This is a genomic window from Winogradskyella arenosi, from assembly GCF_003337305.1.
Lineage (GTDB): Bacteria > Bacteroidota > Bacteroidia > Flavobacteriales > Flavobacteriaceae > Winogradskyella > Winogradskyella arenosi.
Genome location: NZ_QPJO01000001.1, coordinates 210,934 through 231,134 on the forward strand (window position 1 = coordinate 210,934; position 20,201 = coordinate 231,134).

At 37.4% G+C, this 20,201-nt stretch carries 15 protein-coding genes; 9 read left to right on the plus strand and 6 right to left on the minus strand.

All coding sequences use genetic code 11. The features are described from left to right. Window positions 1-53 precede the first annotated feature (53 nt). Genes DFQ08_RS00850 through panC form a run of 3 tightly spaced genes read right to left on the minus strand, consistent with a single transcriptional unit; the run spans window position 54 to window position 2,230 of the window. The gene (locus tag DFQ08_RS00850) at window positions 54-1,010 is read right to left on the minus strand and encodes a lysylphosphatidylglycerol synthase transmembrane domain-containing protein (protein WP_114307909.1); all 957 of its coding nucleotides are present in this window, start codon (window positions 1,008-1,010) and stop codon (window positions 54-56) included. Window positions 1,011-1,014: 4 nt separating this feature from the next. Continuing rightward, a complete protein-coding gene (panD, locus tag DFQ08_RS00855; RefSeq protein ID WP_114307910.1) occupies window positions 1,015-1,365 on the minus strand; it encodes an aspartate 1-decarboxylase in 351 nt (116 codons plus the stop codon). 13 nt (window positions 1,366-1,378) lie between these two features. Next, window positions 1,379-2,230 (minus strand): pantoate--beta-alanine ligase, encoded by an 852-nt coding sequence (gene panC, locus DFQ08_RS00860; RefSeq protein WP_114307911.1) that lies wholly within the window; start codon window positions 2,228-2,230, stop codon window positions 1,379-1,381. Between the two features lie 109 nt (window positions 2,231-2,339). On the opposite strand from panC, the gene DFQ08_RS00865 reads away from it, so the two are divergent. From DFQ08_RS00865 to DFQ08_RS00895, 7 genes are all read left to right on the plus strand, one after another. Then, entirely contained in the window at window positions 2,340-3,152 is an 813-nt protein-coding gene (locus DFQ08_RS00865; protein WP_114307912.1) for a glycogen/starch synthase, read from the plus strand. Between the two features lie 8 nt (window positions 3,153-3,160). After that, window positions 3,161-4,882 (plus strand): DUF4270 domain-containing protein, encoded by a 1,722-nt coding sequence (locus DFQ08_RS00870; RefSeq protein WP_114307913.1) that lies wholly within the window; start codon window positions 3,161-3,163, stop codon window positions 4,880-4,882. A 12-nt stretch (window positions 4,883-4,894) separates the two neighbouring features. Beyond that, entirely contained in the window at window positions 4,895-6,742 is a 1,848-nt protein-coding gene (gene glmS / locus DFQ08_RS00875) for a glutamine--fructose-6-phosphate transaminase (isomerizing) (RefSeq protein ID WP_114307914.1), read from the plus strand. A 308-nt stretch (window positions 6,743-7,050) separates the two neighbouring features. Next, the gene (locus DFQ08_RS00880) at window positions 7,051-9,783 is read left to right on the plus strand and encodes a TonB-dependent receptor (protein WP_114307915.1); all 2,733 of its coding nucleotides are present in this window, start codon (window positions 7,051-7,053) and stop codon (window positions 9,781-9,783) included. A gap of 10 nt (window positions 9,784-9,793) precedes the next feature. After that, complete coding sequence (locus DFQ08_RS00885) at window positions 9,794-11,413, plus strand: SGNH/GDSL hydrolase family protein (RefSeq protein WP_114308636.1); 1,620 nt, start codon at window positions 9,794-9,796, stop codon at window positions 11,411-11,413. 192 nt (window positions 11,414-11,605) lie between these two features. Beyond that, window positions 11,606-13,114, plus strand: a complete 1,509-nt coding sequence (atpD, locus tag DFQ08_RS00890) for a F0F1 ATP synthase subunit beta (protein ID WP_114307916.1) — start codon at window positions 11,606-11,608, stop codon at window positions 13,112-13,114. Between the two features lie 76 nt (window positions 13,115-13,190). Continuing rightward, entirely contained in the window at window positions 13,191-13,469 is a 279-nt protein-coding gene (locus DFQ08_RS00895; protein ID WP_114307917.1) for a F0F1 ATP synthase subunit epsilon, read from the plus strand. Window positions 13,470-13,541: 72 nt separating this feature from the next. On the opposite strand, the gene DFQ08_RS00900 is transcribed toward DFQ08_RS00895, so the two are convergent. Both DFQ08_RS00900 and DFQ08_RS00905 read right to left on the minus strand, forming a co-directional pair. Further along, window positions 13,542-14,516 (minus strand): Gfo/Idh/MocA family protein, encoded by a 975-nt coding sequence (locus DFQ08_RS00900; RefSeq protein ID WP_114307918.1) that lies wholly within the window; start codon window positions 14,514-14,516, stop codon window positions 13,542-13,544. Window positions 14,517-14,519: 3 nt separating this feature from the next. Continuing rightward, window positions 14,520-15,287, minus strand: coding sequence for an XRE family transcriptional regulator (locus tag DFQ08_RS00905; RefSeq protein ID WP_114307919.1), 768 nt, complete (start codon window positions 15,285-15,287; stop codon window positions 14,520-14,522). Between the two features lie 86 nt (window positions 15,288-15,373). Between DFQ08_RS00905 and DFQ08_RS00910 the strand changes: the two genes are divergently transcribed. Then, window positions 15,374-18,358 (plus strand): DNA polymerase III subunit alpha, encoded by a 2,985-nt coding sequence (locus DFQ08_RS00910; protein WP_114307920.1) that lies wholly within the window; start codon window positions 15,374-15,376, stop codon window positions 18,356-18,358. Window positions 18,359-18,659: 301 nt separating this feature from the next. Continuing rightward, window positions 18,660-19,877 carry a DNA polymerase IV gene (dinB, locus tag DFQ08_RS00915; RefSeq protein WP_114307921.1) on the plus strand — a complete coding sequence of 406 codons (1,218 nt, stop codon included), beginning with the start codon at window positions 18,660-18,662 and terminating at the stop codon, window positions 19,875-19,877. A 112-nt stretch (window positions 19,878-19,989) separates the two neighbouring features. On the opposite strand, the gene DFQ08_RS00920 is transcribed toward dinB, so the two are convergent. Beyond that, on the minus strand, window positions 19,990-20,199 hold the full coding sequence (locus DFQ08_RS00920; protein ID WP_114307922.1) for a helix-turn-helix domain-containing protein: 210 nt from the start codon (window positions 20,197-20,199) through the stop codon (window positions 19,990-19,992). Window positions 20,200-20,201 lie beyond the last annotated feature (2 nt).

A 20,201-nucleotide genomic window follows, 5' to 3' on the forward strand; every position in this document is an offset into this window, starting at 1 on the left:
TTCTTCATATGATATTGGAAATTAAAATTTATAGAAAGGTAAAAAATATTTTATTATGTCCTATCTTTTCTGTTGTAAATAGGTAAATATAACAGAGATAGCCCTCCAAGAAGGATAATCACTAAGGTTTGTGTAGACCACATAATCCAGCCAAAAGCTCTACTGGGGTCTTCTGCTATTCCGAATAATGAAAAAGCAATAACCACAGCTTCAGGGAAAGACCCAATTCCGCCATTGGTCGCAGCAATACTAAAACTAGCCAAAATAAAGCCAATAAGGACAGGGGTAAGAGAAATATGTTCTAACTCGGGCAACGCATTAGTGGTGACGTAAAACATTAACACATACATGATCCATATAAATAAAGTGTGCCCAATAAAGGCCCACTTTTTTTTCATCTTAAAAATACTGAGTGCACCTTCTAAGAGTCCTAAGAAAAATCCCTTCACCTTTAAAGCAAATTTTGAATGGCTTTTTCTCAACCAAATCAGCAACAGCAATGCACACAACAATAACCCTACAGCCCCAACAATTAAGACGAAACCGTTAAACTTAGCAGCAAAAAATTGGTAAATAAACTCAAACTCTAAGAAAAAGGCTATGAGCACCACAGCCAAAAGCATTAAAGTATCTGCAATACGCTCTGCGACGATAGTTCCGAAACCTTTATCAAAAGGAATCCCCTCGTAATTGGCCAAAATTGTTCCTCTAGCCACCTCTCCTGCTCTGGGAATTGTAAAATTGATCAAGTAAGCGGAATACACCGCCATAATACTGTTGGGTAATTTTGGCTTAAACCCTAAAGGCTCTGCCATATACAACCAACGGTAGGCTCTTGAAATGTGACTTAAAACTCCTAAAAATACACCAAAGAGAATCCAAGCATAGTCGGCATCTTTAAAATATTGTACTAAAGTTGATAAGGAAATTTTAGATAAAGAATACCAGACCAATCCTACTCCTAAGAGTAAAGGTATGACCACTTTTAGAATGGTTTTAGGTTGCCCCACCCGTTTATTTTAAGAGATTGGTAGCCTCGTCTGGAAACACTAATGCAGGATTAAAGTCCTTTGCTTCTTCAATATCCATAATACCATAAGTAATAAGAATAAGAATATCACCCACAGCCACTTTTCGTGCTGCAGCTCCATTAAGTGTAATTTCGCCACTATTACGTGGCCCAGGGATACAATAGGTTTCTAAGCGTTCACCATTGTTATTATTAACAATCTGAACTTTTTCACCTTGTATAATGTTAGCGGCCTCCATTAAATCTTCGTCAATAGTAATACTACCGATATAATTAAGGTCTGCTCCTGTAACTCTTACACGATGAATTTTCGATTTTACGACTTGAATTTGCATGCCACAAAGGTAATTAATTTAAAGCGATATTATCTATTAATCTAATATCACCTGCATATACAGCGATAAAGGCTCTATACGTATTTTCTAATGATTTTTTTTCAACTGGCTTTAAGGTTGTTGTATCTGCAATTACAAAATACTCTAGTTTTAAGAGTGTATGATTTTTAAATTGCAGGTTAACCCATTCCGTTACTAATTCTGCACGTTCTGTGCCAAACTTTAATTTGGCAGTCTTAATTGTTTCATAAATAAAAGGTGCAGCAGCCCTATGCGCTTCGGTTAAGCGTGCATTTCTAGAGCTCATAGCCAAGCCATCTTCTTCTCTATGAATAGGACATCCAATAACCTCTACAGGTAGCTTATGAAGGGCTACCATTTTCTTTACGATCTGTAATTGCTGAAAATCTTTTTCTCCAAAATAAGCTCTTCGTGGTTCTACAATTTCAAACAAACGCTTTACAATCGTTCCGACCCCATCAAAGTGACCAGCCCTAAAGGCGCCCTCCATCTCATGCTCTAAACCGCCAAAATTAAAAGGTTCTGAAACCACATCATCACCGTATACATCGGTTTCAGACGGTGTATACACTACAATCCTTTCAGGGTCTACTGTTTGTAATAATTCAATATCTGTAGCCACACTCCTTGGATATTTCTCAAGGTCTTCGGGGTTATCAAATTGGGTAGGATTTACAAAGATACTCACCACGACCACCTCATTTTCACTCAATCCCTTCTCTACTAAAGACACATGCCCCGCATGCAAGGCGCCCATAGTTGGCACAAAGCCAATACGACATTCTTTAGCTCTTAATGCATCTAAATGATGCGACAAATCTGTTTTATTTAAAAATCGTTTCACGGTGGTAACAAAAAATTAACGCGTGCAAACATAATATAATACTAGCAATCTGCCCAAATTTTTGTAATTTTGCATGTTTTTTACTATTAATTCCAAAAGCAGCAGATTTATGAAAGATAAACGAATATTATATGTGTCCTCGGAAGTTGTTCCATATTTACCAGAAACAGAAATTTCTTCAATGTCATTTGAAGCACCTCGGATGGTAAACAAACAAGGAGGTCAGATAAGAATATTTATGCCTCGCTTTGGTAATATTAATGAAAGAAGACACCAATTGCACGAGGTGATTAGACTTTCAGGAATTAACTTGGTCATCAATGATCTTGATATGCCTTTAATTATTAAAGTGGCATCAATTCCTAAAGAAAGAATTCAAGTGTACTTTATCGATAACGAAGATTATTTCAAGAGAAAAGCCACTTTAACCGATGAAAATGGAAAACTATTTTCTGATAATGACGAACGTGCTATCTTCTTTGCCAAAGGCGTTATTGAAACGGTAAAAAAATTAAACTGGGCTCCAGACATCATTCACGTTAACGGATGGTTAGCCTCTTTACTTCCTTTATACTTAAAAGAGTTTTATAAAACCGAACCTTTATTTACAGAAAGTAAAATTGTGACCTCGGTATACAATCAAAACTTCGAAGGAACGTTAGATAAAGACATGATCTCTAAAGTTAATTTTGACGGACTTCCAGCAGAAGCTACAGATCTTTTAAAAGAACCAGATTATGTTAATTTAATGAAAGTAGCGATTAATAACTCTGATGCTATTATTAGAGGTTCGGAAGAACTTCCTGAAGCTTTAGATACTTATTTAAATGATTTAGATAAACCTGTATTAGCTTATTCTCCTATTGATGAATTTGCAGATCCTTATACAGAGTTTTACAATAACACTGTTTTAAACGGTTAATACGATTTATGAAAAACAACAAATTTGCTTTACAAATTTTATCCGTTGGTTTAATTTTCCTCAGTTTTATAGCTTGCGATAGTGATTACGCGACCTTGGATTCTGATGTGCTCAACAGCGATATTGCAACAAATTTTGATATTGATTCATCCCATTACGACATCATCACATATACAAAGGCCTTAAATCCTGTACAAACCAACCAATTAGGGCTAAGCACCCTTGGGGTTTATGATGATGCTTACGGAAGAGTAACCTCTAGTTTTGTAACTCAACTCACACCTTCAACCTATGATCCAAGTTTTGGAGACGAGGTAGAAATTGATTCTGTTGTTGTAACCCTTCCTTTTTACAGTACTGCTACTGATTTTGATGATGATGGCAACCTTACATACACTTTAGATTCTGTAATTTCTGACGGAGATACTTATAAAGACATCAAATTAAGAATCTTTGAAAACAACTATTTTATCAGAAATTTTGATCCTAGTGCCAGTTTTAGTGAAGGCCAAGCGTATTACTCTGATAAATCAGCTTCTCCTACAGAACCGATTTCTACAACGGTATTAGAAGGTGAAGAACTTACGTTTCTTGCTGCACCACAAACCTCTCATACCTCACTAGGAAATACCATTTCTATTAGTGAAGACGTTTTTATTTTAGAATCTGAGAATCCAGATGCGGATGAAGATGATACCGAAACAACCCTTACCGAGCGTGTTGCTCCAGCTATCAGAGTTAAGTTAGACCCAACGTTTTGGAAAAACAAAATCATTGACAAAGAAGGTGATGCCGTTTTAAGTAACCAAAATAATTTTTACAACTACTTTAGAGGACTTTATTTTAAAGCTGAAGCTTATAACGATGATGGCAGCTACATCTTCTTAAACACCGGAAGCGCCAACAACGCCAATGTTACCATTTACTATTCAAAATTAACAGCCTCTACGGTTGATGATGATGAATTAAGAGACACCGGAACTTACGTCTTAACTTTTGGAACCAATAAAATCAACTTCCTTGAAACCGATTATAGTCTTCCCTTAAATGACGGAAATGCAGAAACCGGAGATTCTAAAATCTATTTAAAAGGTGGTGAAGGTGCCATTGCAGGTATAAAATTATTTCAAGGGATAGATGAAGAAACTGGACTTAGCAATTTTGAAAGTTTCAGAAACGAGTACGTTAATCTTGAAAACAACGAATTTGTTAGCTCTAAACGTTTAGTCAATGAAGCCAATTTAGTGTTTTATGTCGATAGAGATGAGTTAGCTATGTTAGGTGCAGATCCTGAAAACGAACCTAACCGCTTATACCTATATGATGTTGATAATAAAGCGCCTTTAATTGATTACTATTTAGACGTAACCAATAGTGCTCTACCTTCCTTTTCTAAAACCAATCATCTTGGCGCTTTAGAACGTGTAGATGATGAAATTGATGGTGAAGGTGTAAAATATAAATTTAAAATTACAGAGCATATCAATAACTTATTATTGAGAGACTCTACAAATGTTGAATTAGGTTTAGCCGTTTCTTTAAATGTAAATATCGAAGACCCTAGCGTTAGTTTTACTCAAAATAAAGAGCAAAATGATGAAGGATTAGATTTAACGGTTCCTGTAAGCTCTATTCTTTCACCTAGAGGCACAATTTTACATGGGAATACCACTCCAGAAGAGAGCAAACGTGTATATTTAGAAATCTATTACACAGAACCTAATAATTAAAAGCGACTATTTATGTGTGGAATCGTTGGATATATAGGGCACCAAGAGGCCTATCCTATTATAATTAAAGGTCTACAAAGACTAGAATACCGTGGTTATGATAGTGCAGGTATTGCATTATATGATGGCAATAATATAAAACTTTCTAAGACGAAAGGAAAAGTTTCTGATCTTAAAACTAAAATTGAGAATGAAATTGCTACCGATGGAACTTTAGGAATTGGACATACCCGCTGGGCAACCCATGGCGTTCCTAATGATGTCAATTCACATCCTCATTATTCTAACTCTGGCGATCTCGTAATTATCCATAACGGTATCATAGAAAATTACGATGCCTTAAAGAAAGAGTTAATTAAGCGTGGGTACACTTTTCAATCCGATACAGACACTGAAGTTTTAGTCAACCTTATTGAAGACGTTAAGAAAAGTGAAAACCTTAAACTAGGAAAAGCAGTACAAATTGCACTAAACCAAGTTGTAGGGGCATACGCTATTGCCGTGTTTGATAAAAATAAACCGAATGAAATTGTCGTTGCCAAACTAGGAAGTCCTTTAGCAATAGGCATTGGTGATGATGAATTTTTTATTGCTAGTGATGCTTCGCCATTTATAGAGTACACTAAAAATGCTGTTTACCTTGAAGATGAAGAAATGGCAATTATTAGACGAGGTCGAAAAATTAAAGTCCGCAAAATTACAAGCGACACCATTATCGACCCTTACGTTCAAGAACTTCAACTTAACTTAGAGCAAATTGAAAAAGGGGGTTACGACCACTTTATGCTTAAGGAAATATACGAACAACCTAGTGCTATTTTAGACACCTTTAGAGGTCGACTTCTAAGTAATGAAGCCATTATAAAAATGGTGGGTGTTGAAGATAATATGAAGAAATTCTTAGCTGCCGACCGTATTATTATTGTCGCTTGCGGAACGTCTTGGCACGCCGGATTAGTTGCTGAATATATTTTTGAAGATTTAGCACGAATCCCTGTTGAGGTGGAATACGCTTCAGAATTTAGATATAGAAACCCTGTTATTACTGAAAAAGATGTGGTCATCGCCATTTCACAATCGGGAGAAACAGCAGATACCTTAGCAGCTATCAAACTAGCCAAGTCTAAAGGCGCTTTTGTATTTGGGGTTTGTAATGTGGTAGGCTCTACCATTGCTAGAGAAACTCATGCCGGAGCTTATACCCACGCCGGACCAGAAATTGGAGTAGCGTCAACTAAAGCGTTCACCACACAAATTACGGTATTAACCTTAATGGCTTTACGTTTAGCTAGAGCTAAAGGAACCATGTCAAGTTCAGAATTTAGACACCACCTTATTGAATTAGAAACGATTCCTAATAAAGTGGAAGAAGCTTTAAAATCTGACGCCTACGTTAAAACAGTGTCTGACATTTATAAAGATTCAAAAAATTTCCTATACTTGGGTAGAGGGTTTAATTTCCCGGTAGCTTTAGAAGGGGCCTTAAAATTAAAAGAGATTTCGTACATCCACGCTGAAGGTTATCCGGCTGCAGAAATGAAGCACGGACCAATTGCTTTAATTGATGAACAAATGCCTGTAGTGGTTATAGCGACCAAAAAAGGACACTACGAAAAAGTGGTGAGTAACATTCAAGAAATTAAATCTCGAAAAGGTAAAATTATCGGTATTGTTACTAAAGGAGATACTAGCGTTAAAGAATTGGCCGATCATGTTATTGAGGTTCCAGAGACCTTAGAATGCTTATCGCCATTATTAACCACCATTCCTTTACAGTTGTTATCCTACCATATTGCGGTAATGCTTAATAAAAATGTAGATCAACCACGTAATTTAGCCAAATCGGTAACCGTGGAATAAACACAGCTTACATTTTTATAAAATAATATCAAGACCTAAACTTTGAGACCTCTCTTTGTTTAGGTCTTTTTTTTACTCAAATCCCAGCCTTTATTTCTTCTCACATCGGGCGTCCTGCCAGACTATATTGAGGCTCGAAAATTTTAACATCACAACTTCTACCAAATACGTCCTTTTGCCAAATATTTATTATTTAGTCAATATTTTATCAATATAATGCTATGCAAGCATAATTTCTAAGAATTTATTTACAAATTATCATATTTTTAACTAAATTGCTATTATAATTAAATAATTAAATCTCTAACATGAAGACAATCTTACAGCTTTTTACTTTGCTTTTTTGTGTGGCCTCCTTTGCGCAAACCACCATTAAAGGTAAAATCTCAGACCATACAGGATTACCGTTACCAGGAGCAAATATTGTAATCGTTGGCACGAGTACCGGTACTGTATCAGATTTTGATGGTTATTACACCTTAACCACAAGTCAATCGCCACCATTTTCAGTTCGTATTACCTATACCGGATTTGAAAATCAGATCATTGAAATCACTGAAAATAACATAACCCTCAATGTTACCCTTGAAGAGGGTAATGAATTGGATGAAGTAGTGATCTCAGCCTCAAGAACCCCAGAGCGTATTTTTGAATCTCCAGTGACCGTAGAACGCTTTGGACTTAAAGAAATTAAAAATACAGCTTCTGCCGATTTTTATGGCGGATTAGAAACCTTAAAAGGGGTCGATGTAAACACAAGTAGTTTAACCTTTAAATCTGTAAATACAAGAGGATTTGCGACGACTGCAAACACCCGATTTATGCAATTGGTAGATGGTATGGACAACTCTACTCCCGCATTAAACTTCCCTATAGGAAACCTAGTCGGACTTATAGAAACAGATGTTCATAGTGTTGAATTATTACCTGGAGCTTCATCAGCACTCTATGGAGCCAATGCCTTTAATGGAATTCTATTTATGCGAAGTAAAAATCCTTTCGATCATCAAGGCATCAGTGCTTTTGTAAAAAAAGGAATTACCACCCAAGAAGCGGCTGGAGATAATGAATATACCGACCTCGGAATTAGAATGGCCTACAAATTCAGTGATAAATTTGCGGCTAAAGTCAACTTCGGATACTTAAATGGTACCGATTGGGCGGCAACCAGCGAAGTCGATAGCGATATGCCGGGTGGTACTAGAGCCACCAACCTCAATTACAACGGAATTAATGTCTATGGTGATGAAGTGTCGGCTAATATTAATGACTTAGCAGGAGGCACAGGGATTGTTCCTGATGTTTTTGTTAGTAGAACAGGATACAACGAACGTTTTTTAACAGAGCACAAAGCGCAGAGTATTAAAGCGGACTGGGGCTTATACTTACGTCCTATTACCGATAGTAATTTTGAAATTCAATACGTTGGAAAAGTAGGTACCGGAACCACCATTTACCAAGGTACCAACCGCTATAACATTGATGGATTTTTTCAACAACAGCACAAACTAGAAGTAAAAAACGACAATTATTTTTTAAGAGGGTATGTCGTTGCCGATAAAGCCGGAGATTCTTACGATATGGTATTTACCGGAATCAATATTAACCGCGCATGGAAAAGTGATGCCGATTGGTTTGGAGACTACATCAACACCTACGTGGCCGCAACTTTAGGTGGGGGTGCAACAGATGCAGAAGCTCATGCTGCTGCAAGAGCCGCGGCAGAAAACGGACGATACGAACCAGGAAGCCCAGAATTTAAAAATGCCTTTAATCAAATTATTAAAAATCCAGATTTAGCTTCAGGTTCGCAGTTTAGAGATGCTTCTAAATATTACCACGCTGACGGTAACTATAATTTTAGTCACCTTACGGATATCGCCGAAATCCAAGTAGGTGGATCGTTCAGACAGTATAAATTAAATTCTTTCGGTTCTATATATACCGATTACGATGGCACTATTGATTACAGTGAATTTGGAATTTACACTCAGGTGCAAAAAGAATTGGAACTTAACGGAGATATGAATTTAAAAATCACCGCTTCCGCTCGTTATGATAAATCAGAGTTCTTTGACGGGTTTGTATCACCACGATTATCTTTAGGACTTACCTTAAACGAGAACCACAACATTAGAGCCTCAGCACAAACGGGCTTTAGAAATCCCACCACCCAAGATTTATTTATAGGTTTAGATGCGGGTAGAGCGATTTTAGTCGGTTCCGCCCCAGACAATCTAGATCGGTATTCACGCGACTTTACCGCGAGTAACGGTACGATGTATACCCAAACAGGAGCCGCAGCTTATAACAACTCATACTCAGCTTCATCCGTTCAGGAATTTGGAGAAACCGGTGATGCCTCCGTATTGAGAGTGGCTAATCCGGATCTGGTATCACCAGAAAAAGTGAGCTCTTTTGAAATTGGTTATCGTGGAAAATTTGACCACCTAACGATAGATTTCAGTACCTATTACAACAAATACCAAGACTTTATTTCTTCCGAAGTGGTTATAGCACCACTTTATGGCTCTGTAAATGATAACTCAGGGATTGCAGCCATTGCCAATAGCGATTTCACCACTTATAGCACTTACACCAATTCTCAAGTCGATGTAAATTCTTACGGCGCCTCTTTAGGTTTGTCTACAAAAGTGTTTCAAGATTTTGATTTAGGTGGAAGTTACACTTTTACCAAACAAGATTTTGACCAAGCGGCAAATCCGAATTTCGAAACTAATTTTAACACCCCAGAGCATAAGTTTAAAGCCCATTTTGGGAATACCGAATTGTTTAAAAACTTCGGTTTTAATATTGCGTATAAATTTAGTGATGATTATTTCTGGGAAGCCACCTTTGGAGATGGTATTGTACCAGAATTCCACACAGTCGATGCTCAAATCAACTATAAAATTCCAAGTTTAAAATCTACCATTAAAATTGGTGGTACAAACATTGGCGGTCAAGAATATTTCACAGTCTTTGGCTCAGGTTACATTGGCTCAATGTACTATGCATCGTGGACCATTAATAACTTATAAAAAACATAGCATGAAAAATATTAGATACATATTACTATCGGCTATTTTCATTGGGTTTACAGCCTGTAATAGCGAAGAAGATTTTGAAGATCTTTTAGACAACCCTACCATTCCTGTAGAATTACCAACACTCACGCCGGGCACCGTAGATTTCTCTACGTATATTGCTGTAGGCGCTTCCTTTACTGGTGGGTTTACAGATAATGCCCTATTTATAGCCGGACAGCAAAACTCGTTTCCAAATCTGCTATCAGAAAAATTCGCATTAGTGGGCGGAGGCAGCTTTACCCAACCATTAATGAATGATAATATCGGCGGATTTGTTTTAGGATCTACCGTTATATTATCACCAAGATTATATTTTGATGGAAGTGGCCCTGCAGAACTACCGGCCACTCCAACCACAGAAATTACAGATATTTTATCGGGTCCATTTAATAACTACGGCATTACTGGAGCTAAAAGCTTTCACCTTGGGGTTCCGGGTTATGGGACATTAAATCCTTATTTCGGGAGAATGGCCTCAACACCAGCAGCGACGATAATTGGTGATGCAGCAGCTCAAAACCCAACCTTTTTCACCTTATCAGAAATTGGAGGTAACGATGTACTCGCCTATGCACTTTCAGGAGGAACTGGCGTAGACCAGACCGGAAATTTAGATGCCACAAGTTATGCCAATAACGATCTTACAGATCCCAATGTTTTTGCAGCGTCATTTAGTGCTAGCGTAGATGCCTTAACAGCTAATGGTGCTAAAGGTGTGGTGGCCAACCTGCCGTACATCACGTCTTTGGCCCATTTTACAACCGTACCACATAATCCTTTAGATCCTAGCAATCCTGCCTTTGGCCCGCAAATTCCTCTTTTGAATTCAATCTTTGGAGCGCTAAACCCTATTTTTAATGCAGTAGATCCTGATCGTGCCATTGTATTTTCAGAAACGGAAGCCAGTGCGGTGGTGATTAAAGATGAAAACTTAACCGATATTTCTACTATTATTATTGAAGCCTTAAGCGCCAGTCCTACATTCCCAGCCTTTATCGCGCAATTTGGTTTACCCCCACAAGCCGCTCCTTTAGTTGCTAATCTTTTGGGCAACACTTATGGACAAACAAGACAAGCTACCGAAGCCGATTTATTAGTCTTACCAAGTAGTTCTCTAATTGGTACCATTAATGAAGACTATGCTGCTGCTTTAGAACTGCAAGGATTGTCAGCAACCTTAGCAGCTCAGTTTGCTGCTGAAGGCATCACCTTACCCTTAGAAGATAAGTGGGTACTGATACCAAGTGAACAAACCGCTATTAAGACTGTAACGGATGCTTATAATGTTACTATTGCCAGTATAGCCTCTAATAAAGGTTTAGCTTTTGTAGATTTTAACGCCATTTTAGCTGAAGCTTCTACAACGGGTTACCCTTCTGGCAATTTTATTTTAACAACCGATTTGGTAACAGGTGGATTAGTTAGTTTAGACGGCGTGCATTTAACCTCACGTGGCTATGCTGTGATGGCTAATGAAATGTTAAAAGCAATCGATATGACCTATGGTTCAAACTTTGAGGCTTCAGGCAATTTGATTGTCCCAGGTAATTATCCAACAAATTTTCCACCGTCATTACAGTAAAAACCATAGAAATACGACAAAAAAAAGCTTGGTAGTTTTAGGTGATTTCAAGCCGCAAAAAAGCCATAAATTTTGATGTGGTATTTAAATTAAAACACATATCTTTGCAGCGCGAAAAACTAAGGTCCTTCAGAAAGATGAAGTTCAAAGTTTTTCAGATTTAAATTATTGCAAAACAAAAACATAAGAGTAATGTCAAAAGTTACAGGTAAAGTTGCACAAATCGTAGGTCCAGTTATCGATGTAGAATTCGCTACTGATTCAGAGCTTCCAAAGATTTATGATTCGTTAGAAATTAATAACCCAGATGGTTCTAAATTAGTACTTGAAGTACAATCTCACATCGGTGAAGGCACTGTACGTACGATTGCTATGGATTCTTCAGATGGTTTAAGTCGAGGAACTGAAGTTATAGCAACAGGTTCTCCGATACAAATGCCTATTGGCGAAGATGTTTACGGACGTCTTTTTAATGTTATTGGTGATGCTATTGATGGACTAGGTGATTTACCTAAATCAGGAGATGCTGGTTTACCGATTCACAGACAAGCTCCTAAATTCGAAGATTTATCGACCTCTACTGAAGTTTTATTTACCGGTATCAAAGTTATCGATTTAATTGAACCTTACGCTAAAGGAGGTAAAATTGGATTATTTGGTGGTGCCGGAGTAGGTAAAACGGTATTGATCCAAGAGTTGATTAACAATATTGCAAAAGGTCACGGTGGTCTTTCTGTATTTGCAGGTGTAGGTGAAAGAACACGTGAAGGAAACGATTTACTTCGTGAAATGTTAGAGTCAGGTATTATTAAATATGGTGATGACTTTATGCATTCTATGGAAGAAGGCGGATGGGATCTTCAGAAAGTGGACAAATCACTTATGAAAGACTCTAAGGCAACTTTCGTATTCGGACAAATGAATGAGCCTCCAGGAGCACGTGCACGTGTTGCCTTATCTGGTTTAACTATTGCTGAATATTTCCGTGATGGTGCAGGTGAAGGACAAGGAAAAGATGTTTTATTCTTCGTTGATAACATCTTCCGTTTTACACAAGCCGGTTCTGAGGTATCAGCCTTATTAGGACGTATGCCTTCTGCGGTAGGTTACCAACCAACCTTAGCAACAGAAATGGGGGCAATGCAAGAGCGTATTACTTCAACAAAAAGAGGTTCTATTACTTCGGTTCAAGCGGTATACGTACCTGCGGATGATTTAACGGATCCAGCGCCAGCAACAACCTTTGCCCACTTAGATGCAACTACTGTACTTTCTAGAAAAATTGCTGAGTTAGGTATTTACCCTGCGGTAGATCCTTTAGATTCTACTTCAAGAATCTTAACAGCTGACATTTTAGGTGCAGATCACTATAACTGTGCACAACGTGTAAAAGAGTTATTACAACGTTATAAAGAATTACAAGATATTATTGCTATTCTTGGTATGGAAGAATTATCTGAAGAAGATAAAATGGCTGTAGGTAGAGCAAGACGCGTACAACGTTTCTTATCACAACCTTTCCACGTAGCAGAGCAATTTACTGGTCTTAAAGGTGTTTTAGTAGATATTAAAGAAACGATTAAAGGTTTCAACATGATTATGGATGGTGAATTAGATCACTTACCAGAAGCAGCGTTTAACCTTAAAGGTTCTATTGAAGAAGCTATCGAAGCAGGAGAAAAAATGCTTGCTGAAGCCTAATTGGTTAATAGTTTATAGGTGTTGGAAACCACGTTTTTCAGCAACCCTTAACTAACAACAAACAACTATAAAGAATATGTATTTAGAAATTGTATCACCAGAAAACACATTATTTAGTGGAGAAGTTACTTCGGTAGCCGTTCCTGGTGTTAATGGCGAGTTTGAAATGTTAACCAATCACGCACCTATTGTATCTATACTTACAAAAGGAAATGTAAAAGTGATGGGGAGCAATATTCAATTAGAAAAAGAAGTAGAAACTAAATTTACAAAGTCTGATAAAGGCGTTTGGTTAGCTATCAATTCTGGTACACTAGAAATGAAAGATAATAAACTTATCATTTTAGCAGATTAGTACATCAATTCTATCATATAAAAAAGGGCGAAATATTAATTTCGCCCTTTTTTTTGTGGATAGCTATAAGCTTTATAAAGTCCCTAAAATCTTATCCATCACCCAAGCAGTATGTACCCCACTTTTTCCTGTAGACGGGTGCTCCCCTTCTCCAATAAGATGCGTATACATGTTTTTGACGTGATTATACTGTATAGGATTAGGATGCGCTATTGAAAGTGTCTTTTTATACGCTGCTGTACTATAAGTTATGGGCGCTTCACTAAACACTGAAAAACACAATTCGCCTTCACTTCCTACAATACGGACTTCATCTTCGCGCTTATAAACCCCAAAATTCCATGTGGCCGCTCCTATAACTCCAGATTGATGTAACCAAGAGGCCGCAACTGCATCTTTAGCACTATAGTGGTTTTGTTGGTTAAGACTCACCCCATTGGCTTCGGTTATATCGCCTAACAAATAAGCAAACAAATCTAAGCCATGGCTCGCTAAATCATCAAAATAACCCGCCGGCGCAATGTTGGCATCCGTACGCCAATTATAAGTCTCCGACACATCAAACGGGCTTGGGGTTCGCGATAAATTCCAGTGCACATAGCGCAGCTCGCCAACAGCATCAGATTCTAACATCGCTTTTAAGGCATTAAATCGCGGTAAAGATCTACGGTAATATGCCACAAATAAGGGTAAGTTCTTCAACTTAAACGCCCTATAGATTTCCAAACAGGCTTTATAACTTGGCGCCATAGGTTTCTCTATACAGCAAATTTTTCCGGCTTCAGACACCTTTAACGCATAAAAACGATGTGTATCTGGAGGGGTAGCAATATAGACGGCATCCACATCCTTGTCTTTTATAAGAGCATCGGCATCATTATAATAGCGCTCTACCTTATGACGTTGGGCATAATCTTTAGCCAAGGCCAAAGTTCTTCGCATTACCGCCACCAATTCAAAACCTTCAACACGTTGGTAGGCGGGTCCGCTTTTAACTTCCGTAACATCACCACAACCAATAATTCCCCATTTAATATGTTCTGCCATCTTTTAAAGTCGCTTTATGGCTTCAAGCTCTACTTTCAGCTCTTGAAACATGGTCATAATACTACTTAATTTTAGTTCCTTTTCATCATATTCTTGCGTATTAATACAGCAAGTAAACTCCCAAATTTCAAGAATATTTTCGCGGGCAATTAAATAGGGCTCATAAGCTCTATTATCAGAACTCAATAATAAATTAGTAACATCATTTTCTGGAATATAAACCCGTTTGTACACTAAGCCATCATCTTTTGTTAGAATAATATAGGTACGTCCACTTTTAACATCAGCAATATTATCTAAAAATTTAGCGACAATAAAAGCACCATCTTTAACCGGTAACATGGAATCGCCTTTAATAGGAAATGCCCGATGCGTTCCGGTAGGCAAAAAAGGCAATTTAATTTTTTGAAGTTGCTCTATATATTCCGGATCATCATAACCTGAAAGATAACCTGCCGATGCCTTAGCCGGTATAATTTCAATGAGATCCTCATTGTCTTCATTAACGGTAACCGGAAACAATACGCGCTTATTTCCAACTTCAATAAAAGAGGTATTTGTCGCTTTACGTAAATCGTTTTTCACTAGAATATCAATAGGAATATTAAAGTAAGTAGACAAATCTATTAAGCGGTCTATTGGCGGCTCAGAACGGCCTTCTTCATAAGACCCCACCATAGAACGACTCCAATTTAATTCGTCCGCAAGACGCTCTTGAGACATCTTCTTTAAAGAACGTAAATGCTTTATATTAACCTGAATTGGTTTCATTTCATATTAGTTTTAACATTATTTACTACAAATGTAAGCAATAAAAACTACACATAGTAGCTAATTTTACAAACCAATTAAGAACTATGTATTTAAATTGCCACACCTATTACAGTCTTCGCTACGGCACTATTAAGCCAGAGCAGCTCTTAGCTATAGCTTCTGAAAACGGAGTTCAAACTTTAGCTTTAACAGATATCAACAGTACATCGGCATGTTTAGATGTGATGCGTTTATCTAAAAAGTACAAGATAAAACCCGTTCTCGGTGTTGATTTTAGAAATGGTGTGCAACAGCAATTTATCCTTATTGCAAAAAATAATAATGGTTTTTTTAATATTAATACTTACCTCTCTAAATTTCTCCATGAGCCTAACTTAAAAATTCCATCACGACCAGATGGCAATTTACAAGACTGTTTTGTGGTCTATCCTTATAAAGATGACCTAACGTTTACCTTAAAGGCTAATGAGTTTTTAGGCATAACCCCACAAGATCTTAATCAATTAAAGTTTTCAAAATGGAAACAACTCAAACATAAATTAGTGATCTTAAAAACGGTATCCTTTCAAAATAAAAAAGGTTTTAATACCCACCGTTTGCTACGTGCTATAGACAATAATACCTTATTAAGTAAACTGCCTAAATCTGAAGAAGGCCTTGAGAGTCATCAAATGCTTCCGTATCACGATTTATGTGCCACTTATGCTGAGTACCCTAAACTCATATCTAACACCAAACAACTTTTAGATGCTTGTTCCTTAAACTTTAATTTTGGTGCTGAAACGCCTAAAAACCAAAAGTGTTTAACCGATAGTGAAAGTTCAGACTACCGCTTACTAAAACAGCTAACCTATGATGGTATTGCTTACCGTTACGGAACAGAAGCCACACAAAAAATCTATGATCGTATTGAAAAAGAACTTACCATAATTAAACAAAAAGGCTTTGTCTCTTATTTTCTTATCAATTGGAAAATTTTAGAATACGCCCGCAGTAAGGACTATTATTATGTTGGTCGTGGAAGTGGCGCCAATAGCATTATTGCTTATTTATTACGCATTACAGATGTAGACCCTATTGAACTAGACTTATATTTTGAACGATTTATTAATCTATTCCGTCAAAATCCACCCGATTTTGATCTCGATTTTTCATGGAAAGACCGAGACGATATAACCAACTACATCTTTAAAACCTTCAAACATACCGCCCTTATTGCCGTATATAACACTTTTAAATTTAAAGCCTCTATACGCGAACTGGGGAAGGTTTTTGGCTTACCAAAGCCTGAAATGGACAAACTTACCCGAGGGAAATTTAACCTCAGCACACTCGATCAATTATCGCAACTTGTCATTAAATACAGCACGTATATTGAAGGGTTTCCCAACTACTTAGGCATCCATGCAGGTGGGGTCTTAATTTCAGAAGCGCCTATTCACAGCTATTGCGCCACATTTATGCCTCCTAAAGGCTTTGCTACTACACAATTTGATATGGTGGCTGCGGAAGACATCGGGCTTTATAAGTTTGATATTCTAAGCCAACGTGGATTAGGAAAAATTAAAGAAGCTGTAGAAATTATTAACGCCAATTACAAAGATCAGCCCGCAATTGATATTCACGATATTAAACGTTTTAAAAAAGACCAACGCATCAAAGAGCTGCTCCGTAATGCTAAAGCTATTGGTTGTTTTTATGTGGAATCGCCTGCCATGCGTATGCTCTTAAAAAAATTACAAGTAGATAACTATCTAGGCTTAGTAGCCGCAAGTTCTATTATTAGACCTGGTGTGGCCAAAAGTGGTATGATGCGCGAATATATTCTGCGTTACCGTTATCCTGAAAAACGTAAAGAAGCACATCCGGTTTTACAAAAAATAATGCCAGAAACTTATGGTATTATGGTTTACCAAGAAGATGTTATAAAAGTGGCGCACCTTTTTGGAGGTTTAGATTTAGGCGAATCGGATATGCTCCGTCGTGGTATGTCTGGGAAATTTAGATCTCGAAATGAATTTTTAAAAGTGAAACAAAAATTCTTCGACAATTGTATAAACGACGGTAAACCTGAAGCTTTAGTGGCTGATATTTGGCGACAAATAGAAAGTTTTGCTGGCTATGCTTTTGCCAAAGGCCACTCCGCATCATATGCTGTAGAAAGCTACCAAAGTCTATTTTTAAAAGCCTATTATCCCTTAGAGTACATGACGGCAACCCTTAATAATTTTGGCGGGTTTTACAGTACTGAATTTTATGTTCATGAAGCAAAAATGCACAACGGTAATATTGAGGCGCCCTGTATAAATCAATCTTTTGCGCAAGCCATCATCAAAGAAAAGACCATTTATTTAGGCTTTATGTTTTTACAGGCGTTAGCATCAAAAACAATCACTCAAATTATTACTGAACGTCAAAACCAAGGAGACTTTAAGTCGCTTGATGATTTTATAGAACGGGTCCCTATCTCTATAGAACAGATTTCAATTTTAATTAAAATTAATGCCTTTCGTTTTACAAAAGTTAATAAGCGCGAATTACTTTGGGAAGCTCATTTAAAAATAAGTAAAACCGTCTTAAAAGAAGATATTATTAATTTATTTAAAACCGAACGGGTACATTATAATACACCCCAATTGCCGAGTACAACCTTAGAAAATGCTTTTGATGAAATTGAATTATTAGGGTTTCCGCTCTGTAATCCGTTTCACTTATTAGAATCACAATCCATTAGCAATTTACGGGCAAAGCATCTTCAAAAGTTAGAAACTAAACTTATAATTATTGAAGGCTATCTCGTAACGACTAAAACCACCAAAACAACTCAGGGTAAACTGATGCATTTTGGAACCTTCCTAGATCGTGATGGTCATTTTTTAGATACGGTACACTTCCCTCCTACCGTTGCAAAATATCCGTTTAGAGGACGAGGTATTTACGCCATTACAGGAAAAGTTATAAATGAATTTGATTGTATAACTATTGAAGTTTCAAAATTAGAACGCTTAGCGATTATTGAAGACCCCCGTTATTCTGAAAAAATGATATCGCCTAAAGAAGCCGTTTAAAAAAATACAGTCCTAAAATCCTAAATCTCCATATGAGTGGCTTACGAGCTACACGTAAAATGTAATGCGAAATTTAACCCTTTGCCAGGAATGCTATATCGTAATTTCTACGGCTTTAGCAATAAAATATAAGCCCCAAACTGAAGACAATTACGCTGTAAATAGAACGCTATAAGGAGACCACCCTCTCTTATAAGCTCAGTATTGCTGAATAATACATCGAAACTACCTTTTACTAATGGTATCCTTAGAGAAAATTTAAGGATACCACTTAAACCTTACAGAAAACCCAAATTAAAAAATGAACAAAAACCGCAGCATCGTACATATGGATCTCGACACGTTTTTTGTGTCTTGCGAAAGGCACATGGATAGTAACCTTAACGGCAAACCTATACTTATTGGTGGCACAAGCGACAGAGGTGTGGTAGCTTCTTGTAGCTATGAAGCCCGAACTTTTGGTATCCATTCCGCCATGCCCATGCGTATGGCCAAGCAACTGTGCCCAGAAGCTATTGTACTACGAGGAAACTCGGGAATCTACACCAAATTTTCTAATGAGGTCACCGAGGTTATTAAAGAAAGTGTCCCGCTTTATGAAAAATCCTCTATAGACGAGTTTTATATAGATTTAACGGGAATGGATAAATTTTTTGGCTGCCACAAATTAGCCTCTGAACTACGCCAAAAAATTATAAAAGAAACCGGACTTCCCATTTCCTTTGGCTTATCCCTTAACAAAACCGTATCTAAAATAGCCACAGGAGAAGCCAAACCTAATAACGAAATTAGAATTCTATCGGGTAACGAAAAGCCTTTTTTAGCGCCACTATCGGTAAAAAAAATCCCTATGGTAGGCCATGTGACTTATAAAGCTTTGTGCGATTTGGGAGTAAAACGTATTAAAACCATCCAAGAGATGCCCATGGAGCTTATGCACAAAGTACTCGGTAAAAATGGCCTTGGCATTTGGAAAAAAGCCAATGGGATAGACAATGCACCTGTAATACAATACCATGAACGAAAATCTATATCTACAGAACGTACTTTTGGTCAAGACACTACAGATGTGGTAAAACTTAAAGGTATGGTGGTTGCCATGACAGAAAATTTAGCCTATCAATTACGACGAGGCCATAAACTTACCGCTTGTGTAACCTTTAAAATTAGATATTCCGATTTTCAGACTTACACCCAACAACAACGCATTCCTTATAGCGCTATGGACCATATGCTTATTCCTGTGGTCTTAGATTTATTTAAAAAATTATACAAACGGCGACTTTTGGTAAGACTCATTGGCGTTAGGTTTAGCCATTTGGTGGAGGGAGGCCATCAAATTAATTTATTTGAAGACAATGAAATGCACCTCAACCTCTGTAAAGCCATGGATAAAATGCGCGAACGCTATGGAGATAGAGCCGTAATGAGTGCTGCTGGTATGGATGCTAAAAGCATTAGCCGTTGGAATCCTTTTAATGGAGAACCTCCACCTTTACTTGCAAATAGACGACGATAGTACGTGAAAGACCTGTTAGGTTTTTATAAAAAAATTTGAACCTTATAAATTATCTCATTTTTACATCCCTAAAGTCCCCTCAAGGGGACAATCTCACGGTTGCGAAGACCCTTTATAAATCTTCTACGTACTCTAAAATAGCACCAGGCTGACAGTCTAAGGCTTTACAAATCGCTTCTAAAGTTGAAAATCGCATAGCCTTTGCTTTTCCAGTTTTTAAGATGGACAAATTGGCCGTAGTGATCCCTACAATTTCAGCAAGTTCATAACTCTTCATACCACGCTCGGCAAGAATACGATCTAAGTTTACTCTTATAGCCATAA

What these genes read in the sequence shown, in the direction of transcription:
- panD (WP_114307910.1), bottom strand. Translation starts at nt 1,365, where the DNA reads ATGCAAATTCAAGTCGTAAAATCGAAAATTCATCGTGTAAGAGTTACA.
- DFQ08_RS00865 (WP_114307912.1), top strand. Translation starts at nt 2,340, where the DNA reads ATGAAAGATAAACGAATATTATATGTGTCCTCGGAAGTTGTTCCATAT.
- DFQ08_RS00870 (WP_114307913.1), top strand. Translation starts at nt 3,161, where the DNA reads ATGAAAAACAACAAATTTGCTTTACAAATTTTATCCGTTGGTTTAATT.
- glmS (WP_114307914.1), top strand. Translation starts at nt 4,895, where the DNA reads ATGTGTGGAATCGTTGGATATATAGGGCACCAAGAGGCCTATCCTATT.
- DFQ08_RS00880 (WP_114307915.1), top strand. Translation starts at nt 7,051, where the DNA reads ATGAAGACAATCTTACAGCTTTTTACTTTGCTTTTTTGTGTGGCCTCC.
- DFQ08_RS00885 (WP_114308636.1), top strand. Translation starts at nt 9,794, where the DNA reads ATGAAAAATATTAGATACATATTACTATCGGCTATTTTCATTGGGTTT.
- atpD (WP_114307916.1), top strand. Translation starts at nt 11,606, where the DNA reads ATGTCAAAAGTTACAGGTAAAGTTGCACAAATCGTAGGTCCAGTTATC.
- DFQ08_RS00895 (WP_114307917.1), top strand. Translation starts at nt 13,191, where the DNA reads ATGTATTTAGAAATTGTATCACCAGAAAACACATTATTTAGTGGAGAA.
- DFQ08_RS00900 (WP_114307918.1), bottom strand. Translation starts at nt 14,516, where the DNA reads ATGGCAGAACATATTAAATGGGGAATTATTGGTTGTGGTGATGTTACG.
- DFQ08_RS00905 (WP_114307919.1), bottom strand. Translation starts at nt 15,287, where the DNA reads ATGAAACCAATTCAGGTTAATATAAAGCATTTACGTTCTTTAAAGAAG.
- DFQ08_RS00910 (WP_114307920.1), top strand. Translation starts at nt 15,374, where the DNA reads ATGTATTTAAATTGCCACACCTATTACAGTCTTCGCTACGGCACTATT.
- dinB (WP_114307921.1), top strand. Translation starts at nt 18,660, where the DNA reads ATGAACAAAAACCGCAGCATCGTACATATGGATCTCGACACGTTTTTT.
- DFQ08_RS00920 (WP_114307922.1), bottom strand. Translation starts at nt 20,199, where the DNA reads ATGGCTATAAGAGTAAACTTAGATCGTATTCTTGCCGAGCGTGGTATG.